The sequence below is a fragment of the Nocardia wallacei genome (genome assembly GCF_014466955.1).
GTDB classification, from domain to species: Bacteria; Actinomycetota; Actinomycetes; order Mycobacteriales; family Mycobacteriaceae; genus Nocardia; species Nocardia wallacei.
In genome coordinates, this window is record NZ_AP023396.1 from 7,504,682 (window position 1) to 7,517,761 (window position 13,080).

General features: G+C 70.1%; 13 protein-coding genes. 4 read left to right on the forward strand and 9 right to left on the reverse strand.

The window, feature by feature from the left end; genetic code table 11:
• Positions 1 to 5: 5 nt before the first annotated feature.
• From NWFMUON74_RS33735 to NWFMUON74_RS33750, 4 genes are all read right to left on the reverse strand, one after another.
• Positions 6 to 707, reverse strand: coding sequence for a class I SAM-dependent methyltransferase (locus NWFMUON74_RS33735; protein ID WP_187685731.1), 702 nt, complete (start codon positions 705 to 707; stop codon positions 6 to 8).
• A gap of 24 nt (positions 708 to 731) precedes the next feature.
• A complete protein-coding gene (locus NWFMUON74_RS33740; RefSeq protein WP_232110732.1) occupies positions 732 to 1,838 on the reverse strand; it encodes a glycoside hydrolase family 183 protein in 1,107 nt (368 codons plus the stop codon).
• Positions 1,839 to 2,019: 181 nt separating this feature from the next.
• Positions 2,020 to 2,763, reverse strand: coding sequence for a crotonase/enoyl-CoA hydratase family protein (locus NWFMUON74_RS33745; RefSeq protein ID WP_187685732.1), 744 nt, complete (start codon positions 2,761 to 2,763; stop codon positions 2,020 to 2,022).
• Entirely contained in the window at positions 2,760 to 3,554 is a 795-nt protein-coding gene (locus NWFMUON74_RS33750) for an alpha/beta fold hydrolase (RefSeq protein WP_187685733.1), read from the reverse strand. The genes NWFMUON74_RS33745 and NWFMUON74_RS33750 overlap by 4 nt, the downstream gene beginning before the upstream one ends.
• Before the next feature lie 195 nt (positions 3,555 to 3,749).
• Here NWFMUON74_RS33750 and NWFMUON74_RS33755 point away from each other — a divergent pair, with 195 nt between their 5' ends.
• Together NWFMUON74_RS33755 and NWFMUON74_RS33760 are read left to right on the forward strand one after the other, a co-directional pair.
• Positions 3,750 to 4,082 carry a hypothetical protein gene (locus NWFMUON74_RS33755; RefSeq protein WP_187685734.1) on the forward strand — a complete coding sequence of 111 codons (333 nt, stop codon included), beginning with the start codon at positions 3,750 to 3,752 and terminating at the stop codon, positions 4,080 to 4,082.
• A gap of 180 nt (positions 4,083 to 4,262) precedes the next feature.
• Positions 4,263 to 4,448 (forward strand): hypothetical protein, encoded by a 186-nt coding sequence (locus NWFMUON74_RS33760; RefSeq protein ID WP_187685735.1) that lies wholly within the window; start codon positions 4,263 to 4,265, stop codon positions 4,446 to 4,448.
• A 7-nt stretch (positions 4,449 to 4,455) separates the two neighbouring features.
• On the opposite strand, the gene NWFMUON74_RS33765 is transcribed toward NWFMUON74_RS33760, so the two are convergent.
• The gene (locus tag NWFMUON74_RS33765; protein WP_187685736.1) at positions 4,456 to 4,950 is read right to left on the reverse strand and encodes a MarR family winged helix-turn-helix transcriptional regulator; all 495 of its coding nucleotides are present in this window, start codon (positions 4,948 to 4,950) and stop codon (positions 4,456 to 4,458) included.
• A 135-nt stretch (positions 4,951 to 5,085) separates the two neighbouring features.
• On the opposite strand from NWFMUON74_RS33765, the gene NWFMUON74_RS33770 reads away from it, so the two are divergent.
• The gene (locus NWFMUON74_RS33770; protein WP_187685737.1) at positions 5,086 to 6,021 is read left to right on the forward strand and encodes an NADP-dependent oxidoreductase; all 936 of its coding nucleotides are present in this window, start codon (positions 5,086 to 5,088) and stop codon (positions 6,019 to 6,021) included.
• A gap of 5 nt (positions 6,022 to 6,026) precedes the next feature.
• Here the strand turns inward: NWFMUON74_RS33770 and NWFMUON74_RS33775 are convergent, their stop codons facing one another.
• From NWFMUON74_RS33775 to NWFMUON74_RS33790, 4 genes are all read right to left on the reverse strand, one after another.
• Positions 6,027 to 7,541, reverse strand: a complete 1,515-nt coding sequence (locus tag NWFMUON74_RS33775; RefSeq protein WP_187685738.1) for an alpha/beta fold hydrolase — start codon at positions 7,539 to 7,541, stop codon at positions 6,027 to 6,029.
• Positions 7,542 to 7,617: 76 nt separating this feature from the next.
• On the reverse strand, positions 7,618 to 8,367 hold the full coding sequence (locus NWFMUON74_RS33780) for an SDR family NAD(P)-dependent oxidoreductase (RefSeq protein ID WP_187685739.1): 750 nt from the start codon (positions 8,365 to 8,367) through the stop codon (positions 7,618 to 7,620).
• Positions 8,368 to 8,495: 128 nt separating this feature from the next.
• Positions 8,496 to 11,222, reverse strand: a complete 2,727-nt coding sequence (locus NWFMUON74_RS33785; protein ID WP_187685740.1) for an ATP-binding protein — start codon at positions 11,220 to 11,222, stop codon at positions 8,496 to 8,498.
• Positions 11,223 to 11,272: 50 nt separating this feature from the next.
• Positions 11,273 to 11,662, reverse strand: coding sequence for a hypothetical protein (locus NWFMUON74_RS33790; protein WP_187685741.1), 390 nt, complete (start codon positions 11,660 to 11,662; stop codon positions 11,273 to 11,275).
• A gap of 191 nt (positions 11,663 to 11,853) precedes the next feature.
• Here NWFMUON74_RS33790 and NWFMUON74_RS33795 point away from each other — a divergent pair, with 191 nt between their 5' ends.
• Positions 11,854 to 13,056: an arylsulfotransferase family protein gene (locus tag NWFMUON74_RS33795; protein WP_232110733.1), complete on the forward strand. Its 1,203-nt coding sequence runs from the start codon at positions 11,854 to 11,856 to the stop codon at positions 13,054 to 13,056.
• Positions 13,057 to 13,080: the final 24 nt, after the last annotated feature.

Here is a 13,080-nt window from a genome sequence, read left to right on the forward strand (position 1 = left end):
ACCGGTCAGGCCGGGGCGTCCACCGCCTGCTGCTCCAGATCGGGGACCGTGCTGGTGGCGACGACGAGGGCGTCGATGGCGTCGCCCGCTTCGGTGGGGCGCAGGACGCGGTCGGCGACGCGGATTCGGATGTGGTCGCCGGCCGCGGCCAGGTCGGCGCGGATGTCGTGCGGGGTGAACAGGATCGAGGGGTCCTGGGGGCCGCCGTGGCCCTCGGTGATGTTGGTGGTGTCGTGGCCGAGGACGAGCAGGGTGCCGCCGGGCGAGAGCAGGTCGGCGAGGTGGCCGAGCAGGGCGCGGCGCGGGGCGGGTGGCAGATGTAGGTAGACGAGCAGGATCAGTTCGAACGGGCCGGTGAGGCCCGCCGCGGCCGGGTCGGTGACGTCGGCGCACTGCCAGTCGATGCGACCACGCACCGAGCGGGACAGGCGCGACGCGATCGTGCGGCCCTTGTCGATGGCGACCTGGGAGAAGTCGACCGCCCGGACCTGCCAGCCGTGCGTGGCCAGCCACACCGCGTTGCGCCCCTCACCGCAGCCCAGATCCAGTGCGCGCGGCAGCGGCGGGGGCGCCTCGCCCGGGGCGTCCGGCTGCAGCGTGATCCGCCGCTCCAACCCGTGCACGTGCTCGACCACGGTGCCGTTCGGCGGTGCGCCCCATACCAATTCGCTCTGCGCGTAGCGCGCATCCCATTCGGCCGCGTCCATGGGACCGAGTGTATGGCGCGCCGATTACAGCGTGGTGCGCATCAGGACGACGTTGTACTGGCTGTGCACGGTGGTGAGGAAGTACAGGTCACGGCCGGTCTGGTACGGGAAGATCGACGGGGCGTAGGCGGTGGGGAGTTCCCGCGTGTCGATCAGCACCTCGGGGTCGGTCCACGGGCCCTCCGGCGCGGGCGCCGTCCGCATCACCACCGAATTCCAGGGGTCGGTGGTGAGCATGATGTACCGGCCGAGGTACTGGTTCCACATCACCGACAACTCGCCCACACCGCCGGTGATCGGCGCGGCCGCGTTCACATCGCCCTTGACCCAGCGTCCGCCGTCCCAGTACTCGTATTCGCCGAGATCCTCGATCGCGCCCTCGCGCACCCGCGCCACGTAGGCCGAATGATTGCGGCCCGACGGGGTGCCGTACTCGTAGACCCAGCCGTCGGACTTGGTGAAGGCGTTCATCTGGAAGTTGGCGTTGCCACCCTCGTTGGGGCGCCGGGTGAAGCCCAGGTCGGCCCAGGTCTCACCGTTGTCCGCCGAGGCGGCGAGGCCGGAGAAGTTGGTGGTCCACTGCCCCACCTCGTCCCAGCTCTGCACCGACATCAGGCTCATGTACTGCACGCCGCCCACCGAGATGCCCGCCGTCGGGATGCGGCTGATCTCGATGAACGGGATCTTGGGACTGGGAATCAGATCGCGGGCCTGGCCGAACATGTCGCGGACCACGCTGTCGAAATAGATGCCGTTCGACGGGTCCTGGGTATGGCTGCGCACCAGGATGTTGCTGCGCCAGGCCCAGGTGCTGCCGGCCAGCAGGTTCGGCAGGCCGACACCCGCGGTGTCGCCGAACGCGGTGAGCATCTCGCCGTTTCCGTTGTCCCACATGATGCCCAGATCGGTGCCGAGCACGTTGTAATGCTCGGTATTGTTCGGGCTCGCCATTCCGGTCAACTGGAATACCGCGCGCGAGCGGCCGGGCAGTTGTGGCAGTCCATTGGTGCCGTTCAGCACGGGAATCGGATTGATGGCGTTGGGGTTTGCCACGGCCGGCGCGGTGACGGTGAGGAGCAAGGCCGAGGCGCCCGCCATCGCGGACAGCAGGATCGAAACAGTCCTGGTCAAGTCGGTGAGCCCTCCGGATTCTGGCCGAAGCGCGGGTGCGGCCCACCGCGGACTGGCTTGTGATGCCGCACACGTTTATCGACTGGCTGGCATAAGCGAGCAAATGCTAGCAGCGAATCTCGCCGGAATGCGTTTACCGCACCGAGGTTCGGGGCACTGCACAGTTTCCGGGGGAAATTGTCTAAAAATTCGACAATGCCTGCCGCACGATCAGCGGCAGTTGTGTGGCGCGTTCGATACCGAGGGTGCGGCGCACCCCGGCGTGCCAGCTCCGGTCGAACAGCCGCTTGGCGCTCGCCACCGCGTGCGGCGAGCGGGCCGCGATCCGGTCGGCCAGTTTCTCGGCGGCCGCGCGCGGGTCGGCGGTCACCTCGGTGATCAACCCGATGCGCTCGGCGTAGGCGGCGTCCACCGGATCGGCGGTCATGGTCAGCAGCAGCGCCTTGTCGATACCGATCAGCCGCGACAGCGTGGCGGCGCCGGTCATGTCCGGGATCAGGCCGTGCCCGGCCTCCATTACCGCGAAGTCCGCGTCCGGGGTGGCGAAGCGGATGTCCGCGGCAAGCGCCAGCTGCAACCCGCCGCCGAAGCAGTGCCCGTGCACGGCCGCGATCACCGGCTGCGGCAGTCGCCGCCACGTCCAGCACGCCTCCTGAAAGGTGTTGGTGCCCAGCCACGGAATCGGCACGAAGTTCCGGACGATGGTCAGCGGGTCGCCAACGGCCTTCGCGATGTCCAGACCGCTGGAGAAGCTGGGGCCGTTGCCGGACAGGATCACCGCGCGGATGTCGTCGCGCCTGCCGACGACGCGGGCCACCCGCACCAGGTCGCGCAGCATCTCGATGGTCAGGCCGTTGTGCTTGCCGGGACGGTCCAGGGCGACATGGGCCCGGTCGCCGTCGACGGTCAGGGACACATTGCTCATGACGGACTCCCGGTGCTCGCGTCCAGTTGATCGAGAATGACCCGGGCGCAGCGTTCCGGATCGTCGTAGAACGGGGTGTGGCCGCTGCCGGGCAGCGTGCGGTGGCGGGCGCCGGGCAACCAGGCGCGGGCGCGGCGACTCTGTGTGGCATGGGTGAGCAGGATGTCGCGGTCGCCCCAGGCGACGGTGACCGGGATCCGGTCCAGGCGCCCGCCGTGCTGCAGCCGCGCGTCGTCGAAAGAGGCCAGGGCGCTGTCGAATCCGGGCGCGTACATGGCGCCGTGCGCGGTGTCGAGCGCGACCTGCGGCGGGACGGCCCACGGCTTGCCGAACACCAGGCTCAGGAAGGTGGTGCGGCCCGCGGGCGTGCCGAGGATCGCCGGCAGCGCCCGGCGCATGCGCAGGCCCAGCGCTTTCGATACACCCAGTGAACGCTGGCACCACACGCGCCCGGCGACCGACCAGAATCCGATCGGCGAGAAGGCGGTGACCGAGCGGGCCAGGCCGCGGGCGCCGAGGTTCAGCACGATCAGCCCGCCCATGGAATTGCCCGCCAGATGCGGCCGCTCGAGTCCCTGATCGGCGAGGAAGGCGGCGAGGGCGTCGGTGAGCTCGTCGACGGTGGTGCGTTCGAGCGGGGCGGACGCGCCGAACCCGGGCAGGTCGACGGCGAACACCTCGAACGACCGCGCCAGCGTGTCGATGACCGGCTCCCACACCTGCCACCGGCTACCGACTCCGTGCACCAGGACCAGCGGTTCGCCCGCACCGACTCGGTGGTGGTTCAGCATTCTCTTCAACTCCCCGCGCCGGGTGATGGACGGCGCCAACAGTAGCAACGATTGGCGCTGCGCCAACAGGTTGCGCGACAGTGCTTCCGCACGATTTTCCGGTCACCGACTGTTCCCGGCCCGCGCGATACGGCAGGATCACGACGGCGGTTGTGCCGCCGCACGACACACCACATTGCATGAAACGAGGAACCGTTGAGGATTTCGCTGATTGCCGCCGCGCTCGTCGCCCTGCCACTACTGGCGGGGTGCGGCGGCTCGGATCATTCGGAGCACGAGTCGAAGATCACCCAGGCGGATCTGTCCAAGGCCCTGCAGGACAGCGGCCTGAAGGATGCCGCGATGGCCGACTGCGCCGCCAAACACTATGTGGACGAGGGCATTTCGCAGGACGGGCTGAAGATCATGACCAAGCCCGGCACCAACGCGCAGACCTCCGACCCGGCCGCGATGGGCCTGAGCCAGGACGACGCCGCCAAGGCGCAGTCGGCCACCAAGGCGATCGTCAAGGAGTGCCTGCAGCAGTGAGTTCGGGTCCGGTTCCCCCACCGGACATGTCCGAATATTTCCACCCGAAAATGGCGCGAAGTTTGCTGGACACTCGCTAAGCTGTTCGCGTCTCCGCAGTGAGATGCCCTGCAGAGCGGGCCGCGATTGCCCCCGCGGCCCGCTGTCGCATCCGTCCGATGTCGTCTCCCGAGGGGGAAGATGATGCTCAGCCTGATCGCTTCGAGGTCTCCTGCGGAGCAACTGCTTTCGGACATTCGCGCCGCCGGGTACACCGTCGAGGAGTTCATCGCGCTCCTGCGGGTGGACCCGATCGAGGACACCCGGCCGTTGCCCCCGATAACGGACAACGAGTTCTGGGTGATTCCGCCCCGCCGCGCGGGCTGAGGCGAAGCTACTCGGATTTCGGCGCGCGCTTGCGCGGGGTCGCGGAGCGCGGCGGTTGGGCGCGCATGTGGTCGCGGACCCGCGTCATGATCTCCCCCAGTTCGGTGACGTCGCGCGGGGGTAGCGGGTCGAAGAGCATCCGGCGGGTCACCTCGACGTGGCCGGGCAGCACCTGTCGCACCCGGGCCGAGCCCGCCTCGGTAATGGTGACGATGGTGGCGCGCTGATCGTCCGGGCTGGGCGCGCGGGTGATCAGGCCCGCCCGTTCCAGCAGACCGGCCTGGTGGGTGAGGCCGCTGCGGCTGTAGACGACGCCGTCCGCCAGCTCGGTCATGGTCAGCTGTCCCTCGGCCCCGGCGAGCCGGGCCAGCACCTGGAACTGCACGTAGCTGAGATCGCCCGCGGTGCGCAACTGCTGTTCCACCGCGTGCTGCAGCAGGCTGACCGCCTCCATGAGCGCGAAGTACGTGCTCAGCTCTTCCGGCTGCAAAGGTTCGGCCACATCCTCATCCTAAGTGCTTCGACGTCGAAGCTATGTGACCGCCTTCACAGCACCTATGCCTTTTGCTTCGATATCGAAGCAGTTACTCTTCTCAACATGCTTCGATATCGAAGCACATTGAGCTGGGAGGCAGATATGAAGGCAGTGCGCTACCACCGGTACGGCGACAGCGACGTACTGGAGTACGAGGAGTCCCCGCGGCCCGTCCCGGGCGCGGGCGAGGTGTTGGTGCAGGTGGCCGCCACCTCGTTCAATCCGGTCGACGCGATGATGCGCGCCGGTCATCTGAGTGAGGTGTTCCCGATCGCCCTGCCGCACGTGCCCGGTCTGGATCTCGCCGGGACGATCGCCGAAGTCGGCGCGGGAGTCGAAGGGCAGCGGCCCGGCGATCCGGTCGTGGCGTTCCTGCCGATGACCGCGGACGGTGCGGCCGCCGAGTACGTGCTCGCACCCGCCGAGGTGCTGGCGGCGGCGCCGACGACGGTGGACGCGGCCGAGGCCGCCGCCCTGCCCGTCGCCGGGCTGACGGCGTGGCAGGCGTTGTTCGACGTGGCCGAATTGCGGGCCGGTCAGTCGATTCTGGTGAACGGCGCCGGTGGGGCGGTCGGCGGCTACGCGGTCCAGCTCGCGAAGCAGGCCGGGGCCGTGGTCACCGCGACGGCGAGTGCCCGGAGCGCGAAACGATTGCGCGACTACGGAATCGACCGCATCGTCGATCATCTGGACTACACGGCCACGCCGGTCACCGTGGCGGGCAAGCCGTTCGACGTGGTGATCAATCTGGTGGGCACCACACCGGAGGAGACCGCCGCGCTCGTCGACCTGGTCGCCGACGGCGGGGTGCTGGCGAGCGCCACGACTCCCGCTCCGGAGCATCCGGGCCGTGGCGTGCGGACGCCGCGGATCTTCGTCCGCAGCGACGCCGGACAACTGGCCGAACTCGTCCGTCGCGTCGACGCCGGAGAGCTGCGGATCGATGTCGCCGACCGCCGACCGCTGGCCGACCTCGCGGCCGTGCACGCCGACGCCGATGCCGGCCGGCTGCCGGGCAAGACGATCCTGGTGGCCTGAGCGCCCTACTCCGGGAAGTAGGCGGGGTCGGGTTCGCAGGTGCGGTCCGCGGCGGGCAGGGTTCCGGTGCCGAGGTAGGTGTTGACGATATCGTTGACACAGGGACTCAGCCCGACGCGGAAGGCGCCGTGAATCCTGGTGTGCGCCAAAGTAACCAGTCGGGAGGCGGTCAGATCGCGGTGCAGCGCCAGGGTCTGCGGATAGGCGGTCCGGGTGTCGTGCACGGTGCCCAGCAGCAGCGCCGGAACCGCGTTGTGCACCTCGGTCGGCGGTTCGACCGGTTCGGGCCAGAACGCGCAGGCGGTGATGTTGTTGGCGAACGCGCCGAACACCGGCTGGCTGGCCCGGACCGCCTCGATATTGCGGTAGTACCACGCCGGGTCGCGCGGCGCGGCGCGGTCACCGCACAGCACCGCGGCCATGCCGGAGGCCTCCGTCGGGACGGCGCCGGCGATCTTGGTCTTCAACCGCCGCATGTCGACGGGACGCCCCGAGACACCGTCCTCGATGATCCCCAGCGCGTCGGCCAGGTCGGCGTTCAGCTTCGGATTGACCAGCAGCGCGAGCAACATCATCGGCACCGTGTGCTCGTCGATGAGATACGCCTCGCTCACGACCGGATGCGCGGCCGCGCGGTGGACGAGTTCCTCGACGAAGGCGCGCACCTGGGCGGGGGTGGACCCGAAGTGGTATTCGGCATCGTGGCGCGCCGCCCAGATCGCCCAATCGTCCAGTGCCGCTTCGTTGGTCGCGCCCATGTCCTGGAACATGCCGATCCAGTACCGATCCGGATCGACCCCGCTGTCGAGCACGAAACGGTCGGCGCGGTCACCGAACATCTGCATATAGACCGCGCCGAGATAGCTGCCGTAGGAGCCGCCGTAGTAACTCGTCCGAGATTCGCCGAGAGCGCCGCGGATGACGTCCATGTCGCGGGCGACGTTGCGGGTGGTGGACATGCGCGCCCGGTCCGGGTCCGGCGCCACGCACGAGGTGGCCAGGGCGGCGGCCAGCGCGGTGTCGCGGGCGTAACCGAAGACGTCGAACCCGGCCGAGAACAGCATGGTGGGCAGCGGCAGCGCGCACTCCACCCGCTCGGAGCGGCCGATGCCGCGCGGATCCATGCCGATGAGGTCGTACTGGGCGCGGACGTCCGGCGTGAGCCGATCGCGCACGGTGACCATCATGGCCAGCCCCGGACTACCCGGTCCGCCCGGATTCGACAGCATGATGCCGCGCCGCCGGGCGGGATCGGTGGCGGCGATGCGGGAGATCGCGACCGTGGTCGTGCGCCCGTCGGGCCGGGAGTAGTCGAGCGGGACGACCACGCCCGCACACTGCGCCCCCGCCGCGTCGAGTGCCGGATGGTCGCACGGCCGCCAGTCCAGTTTCTGGTGATAGAACCGGTCCAGCGCGGCGGCCGGTGGATCGTCGGCGCCCGCCGGGACCGCGGACACCGTGGCGGCCCCGGCGGTGAGCACCATTCCCAGCACGATCCGTCGAATCCACCGACCCCGCATCGAATCTCCCTCGCCGTGTACGTCTGCACCCGAACGGTACGCTGCGTGCTTCGGGTCCGCCGCAATGGTTTCCGCGTCAGTCCCCGCAGGCGCCGCAGGAGATGTTGACCTGGGTGCCGGTGAGCGATCGGCCGCGGTCGGAGGCGACGAATGCCGCGACATGCCCGACGTCCGACAGCGTGGCGGCCCGTTTCAGCAGGGTGCCGTCGATGATGCCCTTGCGCGCCTGCTCGGTTTCCGGGATGTCCGGGAAGGTGTCGATGATGCCGCCGGTCAGCAGCGAGACGACCCGGATGCCGTACGGACCGAGGTCGGCCGCCCACTGTCGCCGCAGCGCGTCCGCGGTATCCATACCTACCTGCACATTGCCGAGCCCCGGAAACTTGTGCACGGGATCCGAGCCGCCGAAGAACAGGATGACCCCGGACTTCTGCTGGATCATGTGCCGCGCGGCGGCCTGGGTGGTGGCCAGCTGCGTCCGGGCGACCTTGGCGATCGAGTCGGCGAAGACGTCCACCGGGATGTCGACGAGCGGCTGGAACAGCCCGTCGTGGCTGATCACATTGACCGAGATGTCCAGGCTGCCGGACTTCTCGGCCACCGCGTCGGCGTGGTCGGCGACGGCGGCGGCGTCCAGCGCGTCCACCACGGCGGTCTCGGCGCGGCCACCGGACCCGCGGATCTCGTCGGCGACCTTGTCGAGCGTGGCGGCGGTGCGGCCCACCAGGTGGCAGCTCGCGCCCTCGGCGGCGAAGCCCTTCGCCAGCGCGGATCCGATGGACCCGCCGGCGCCGTAGATGACCGCGGTCTTGTTCTCGAGCAACATGACGTTCTCTCCTGTCGGTACTGAACCTGCAGGAAGAAAGCTATTTCGCCGGTCGGCCGGGCCGCATCGGTCGCATGACCGGCGTTCGCCGGGGCGGCGGGACCGCCGGATAGGTCATCGGCTCCCGGTCACAGGTCGAGCTGGGCCAGTTCGATGCGCCGGGTGACGCCGAGCTTCGGATACGCCTTGTACAGGTGGTGCCCGACGGTGCGCGGGCTGAGGAACAACTGCGCGCCGATCTCGCGGTTGCTGTGCCCGGCCGCCGCCAGCCGCACCACCTGAACCTCCTGCGGCGTCAGCGTTTTCAGCGGGTCGCCGCGGTGCTCGGCGGGCTGTTCGCCGAGCGCGGCCAGTTCGACCCGGGCGCGGTCGGCCCAGTCGCGGGCGCCGACGCGATCGAAGGCGTCCATTGCCGCCACCAGCGGGACGCGGGCATCGGCCCGGCGACGGCGGCGGCGCAGCCATTCGCCGAAAGACAGCTGGGTGCGGGCGCGGTCGTAGGGTCCGCCGTGCCGCTCGTGCAGTTCCAGTGCGGTGCGGTAATGCTTCTCCGCATCGTCGTCGGTACCGGCCGTGAGGGCGTGGCAGCGGTGTAACAGGGCCTCTCCCACGGGGTTCGGTATCGCGCGGGCCCAGCGCTCGAACGCGGGCAGATGTGCCGCGGCGCGCTCGGGGAACCCGCCGCGGACGGCCGCCTCGACGTGGTCGGGCACGGCACGGATCAGGAAGTCGTACGCGACCGGGCCGGTACAGACGCGGTCCAGGGCGTCGACGACCGCCTCGAACCGGCCCGCCGACAGGTCCGTGAGCGCGAGTCCCCAGGTCGCCAGCGCGGCATGGGTCGGATGTCGTCGGGACAGCAGCGGTTCGACGTCCGCGGCGAGCGCCCGGGCGTGCTCCGCGTCGCCCGCCACCGCGGCCAGCCACACCTCGACCGCCCGCAACACGGCCGCCTCGGTATCCATCTCGAGTTCGAGGGCGAGCGAAATGCCTTCCGCCACAGCCGTTCGCGCCTGCAGGAACTGTCCGTTCAGCAGCCGCGCGAGCGCCAGCATCTCGAGAGAGTACGGGATCCACAGCACCGCACCCGTCGAGCGGGCCTCGTCCAGCGCGGCATCCATGATCGCCGCGGTGCCCGCGTCGTCGGCGAGCATCACCCCGCTGAACGCCGCGACGATCTTGTGCAGGCCGTCGACGTCGGCGCCCCGCGCCACGCGCACCTGCTCGGCCATGGCGCCGACCGCCGCCGCGGGCCGCCCGGCCAGGAAATCGGCCCAGGCGAGCTGGGCGGCGACGTGGCTGCGCAGCGGCGAATTCGCGGGCAGGCGAAGGGATTCGAAGTAGCCGACCGTGCGCTCCAGCAGATCGCGGCGGCCCGCGTCGCGCGCGCAACAGGCGGCCTCGGACAGGATGTAGACCGCGCGCTCGGGGTCGTGGCCGACCACCAGTTCCGCCGCCTGCAGGGCGAGTTCGGCGTCGCGGGCGGGTGAGGTGCGCTCGTATTCGATCTGCGCCTTGATATGGGTTGCCGCCGCGCGGATTCCGTTGTCGGTGGTGAGCGCGGTGGCCTCGGTGGCCAGCCGGTCGGCCCGGTCCGGCCGGCCGGCGTCGTAGGCGGCGCGGGCGGCCAGCAGAACCCGCCGGGCCCGGTGCTCGGGGTCGGCGCTGAGTCGCGCGGCGCGGTCGTAGGCCGCCGACACCGCCATCGCCCCGCCGCGGTGCTGCGCTCGCCGGGCCGTGTGTTCGAGTTCGGTGGCCACCCGCTCGTCCGGTTCGGTCGTGGCGGCGGCGAGGTGCCAGGTGCGGCGGTCGGCGTCCGCGTCGGCGGTGAGCACCCGGGCGAATGCCTCGTGCACGGCGACGCGCTGATGATGGGCCGCTTGCTGGTAGGCGGCGGCGCGGATCAGCGGATGCCGAAACGTCAGGCTGTCGGTGGATATCGCGACGAGATCGGCGTGTTCGGCGGGCCCGAGATCGGCGGCCGTGAGCCCGAACGCGGCCCCCACGCCCAGGATGGCATCGACGCCCGCACCGGTATCGGCCGCCGCGATCAACAGCAGTGTGCGTGTAGCCGAAGGCAATTCGGTGATCTGGGCCCGGAAGCTCTCCTGTACACGACGAGTCACGGGGAGCGGGCCGACCTCGTGCATCGGGTCGGCGTGCCCCGCGCGTTCGGCGGTCCGGCGCGCCATGCCGAGTTCGATGAGCGCCAACGGATTACCGGCCGACTCGGCCAGCACCCGTTCACGGCCGGGCACGGTCAGCCCCGGTGCGCGCTCGGCGAGCAATCGCAGGGCCGCCGGGCGCGGGAGACCACTCAGGCGCAGCGTTTCGATGCCCGGGGTGGCGAACGGTGAGGCGGTCTCCCGCACGGCGAACACGACCGCGATCGAGTCGGCGTGGAAGCGGCGGGTGGCGAACAGCAGCGCGTCGGAGGAGCTGCGATCGAGCCACTGCGCGTCGTCGACGAGGACCAGAGTCGGTGTCTCGGCGGCCAGTTCGGCCAGCAGCGTCAGGGTGGCCGCGCCGACGAGGAAGCGGTTCGCCTCGGGCGCCTCGATCTGCCCGAACGCCGCCCGCAGCGCCGCCTCCTGCGGTCCGGGCAGCCCGCCGAGTCGATCCAGGTAGGGGTACAGCAGCAGATGCAATGCGCCGAAGGCGAGTTCGGCCTCGGACTCGACGCCGACGCCGCGCACCACCCGCATCCCGGCCGCCGCGGTCGCGGCGTACTCCACCAGGGCGGACTTCCCGATACCCGCCTCGCCCCGGATCACCAGAGACCGGCCGGCGCCCGCCCTGGCGTCGGCGAGCAGCCCATCGATCTCGGCCTGCTCGCTGTCACGACCTGCCAACACGTCCGCCAGCGTAACGCCGCCCGCCACCCGGTATTGCCGGTCGGCAGCGCTCAGAAGACCTCGACGGACATGTCGGAGACATCGCGGGTCTCCAGCACGTCGTGCAGCACCGTGACGACGACCTGCACCACGTGGTCGCGGTCCAGCCCGTCGTCGTCCGCCCGGAGCACATAGGCCGAATCGAGTTCGGCGAAGCCGAGATCGCCGAGTGACGCGAGCTGCCGGTCGGTGAACCCGGCCGCGCTCGACCCGCCGCGCAGCCGCCGCCACAGCGAACGCCGGCGCGGCCGGTCCGGATACGCCACCTCGATGTGGAAGACGTTACCCGCCGACGAAAGCCATTGGACCAGACCGCAACCGGTATCGATCACGGCGGTCCCGTCACCCGTGGCGACCGAGCGATGCACCGCATCCCGCACGAAGTCCGGTAGCGAACTCATCCCCATATTCCCCAAACCGTCCGATGCGAGCCCGGCCGCCGGACTGGCCGGTCGGTGTCCTGTCGACACGATGCTAGCGCGGCCGGACGCGCCACCCGCCCGATCCGATCCGGCGCCTGGGAAGTCACACGATCCGCTCATAAAACCGGTGTACGCTGCGCGAACGTTCGTGACCGAAGCTAAGGAGTCGCATGTCCAGGACTGCGTATCGGATGGCCGTGCCGGGCGTCGTGTTCGCCCTCGCGTTGCTACCGCCCACCGCCGGAGCCCAACCACTCCGGCCGACCTTCCCGGTGGGCGCACCGGGCTACACCGTCGAGGTGAACAGTCCCGAGGGCAGTCCCGGTTACATCTACTACTCGAGCGGCCTCAGCGCCGCCGCGCTGGTACCCGGCCTCGCGCCCGCGCTGGCGCAGTTGCCGGCCACCGCGCCCGCCAATGTGGTGCTGGACAAGTCGGGTCGCGAGGTGTGGCGGTACACCCCGCCGCCCGGGCAGGACGTGTCGAACTTCCGCACCCAGACCTATCGGGGCGAGCGGGTGCTGACCTGGTGGCAGGGCGCCACCGAGGGCGGGCACGGCGCCGGTGTCGACTACATCGCCGACGAGCACGGCACTGTCATCGAAACGCTCTCGCCGCCGGACGATTCCAGTGACGTGCACGAGTTCCGGCTCACGCCCGACGGCCACGCGCTGATCACCTCCTACCGAGAGATCACCGCGGATTTGACGGCGATCGGCGGCCCGCGGGACGCACGCATGTACGACACCGTCGCGACGGTCATGGATGTCGAGAGCAAGCGAGTGCTGTTGCGGTGGAGCGCCGCCGAACACGTGCCGCTCACCGACACCACCGAGCCCGGTCTGCTTCCGGGCAGCCGGATCTACGACCCGTACCACATCAACTCGATCAGCCTCGGTCCCGACGGCAACCTGGTCGTCTCGATGCGCAATACCTCCACGATCTACGGCGTGGACATCCGGACCGGTTCCGTCACTTGGCAACTCGGCGGCAAGCGCTCCACCTTCGATCTCGGGCCCGGCGTGCAGTTCGCCTTCCAGCACGACGCCGAATTCACCGATCCCACGACGCTGCGCCTGTTCAACAACAACTCGAACGGGTTCTCGACGCTCGGGCCGTCCAGTGTCCAGTGGATCCACCTCGACTTCGCGGCCGGCCGAGCCACGTTGGTACGCAACCAGACCCACCCGGAGGGACTCGTGGCGTTCGCCATGGGCGGCGCCGAATCGCTGCCCGGCGGCAACACGCTGGTCGGCTGGGGCATGGCTCCGCACATCTCCGAGTTCACGCCCGGCGGCGCGCTGGTCTACGACGCCGCGCTACCCGTCGGCACCTACCGCGCGTATTCGGACGACTGGGCTCCCGCGCCCTGAGCCGCGACGGATCTCACCCGCACC

Bases quoted from the DNA above. Each gene is read 5' to 3' on its own strand.
- NWFMUON74_RS33735 (WP_187685731.1), bottom strand. From the start codon at position 707: ATGGACGCGGCCGAATGGGATGCGCGCTACGCGCAGAGCGAATTGGTA.
- NWFMUON74_RS33745 (WP_187685732.1), bottom strand. From the start codon at position 2,763: ATGAGCAATGTGTCCCTGACCGTCGACGGCGACCGGGCCCATGTCGCC.
- NWFMUON74_RS33750 (WP_187685733.1), bottom strand. From the start codon at position 3,554: ATGCTGAACCACCACCGAGTCGGTGCGGGCGAACCGCTGGTCCTGGTG.
- NWFMUON74_RS33760 (WP_187685735.1), top strand. From the start codon at position 4,263: ATGATGCTCAGCCTGATCGCTTCGAGGTCTCCTGCGGAGCAACTGCTT.
- NWFMUON74_RS33770 (WP_187685737.1), top strand. From the start codon at position 5,086: ATGAAGGCAGTGCGCTACCACCGGTACGGCGACAGCGACGTACTGGAG.
- NWFMUON74_RS33775 (WP_187685738.1), bottom strand. From the start codon at position 7,541: ATGCGGGGTCGGTGGATTCGACGGATCGTGCTGGGAATGGTGCTCACC.
- NWFMUON74_RS33780 (WP_187685739.1), bottom strand. From the start codon at position 8,367: ATGTTGCTCGAGAACAAGACCGCGGTCATCTACGGCGCCGGCGGGTCC.
- NWFMUON74_RS33790 (WP_187685741.1), bottom strand. From the start codon at position 11,662: ATGAGTTCGCTACCGGACTTCGTGCGGGATGCGGTGCATCGCTCGGTC.
- NWFMUON74_RS33795 (WP_232110733.1), top strand. From the start codon at position 11,854: ATGTCCAGGACTGCGTATCGGATGGCCGTGCCGGGCGTCGTGTTCGCC.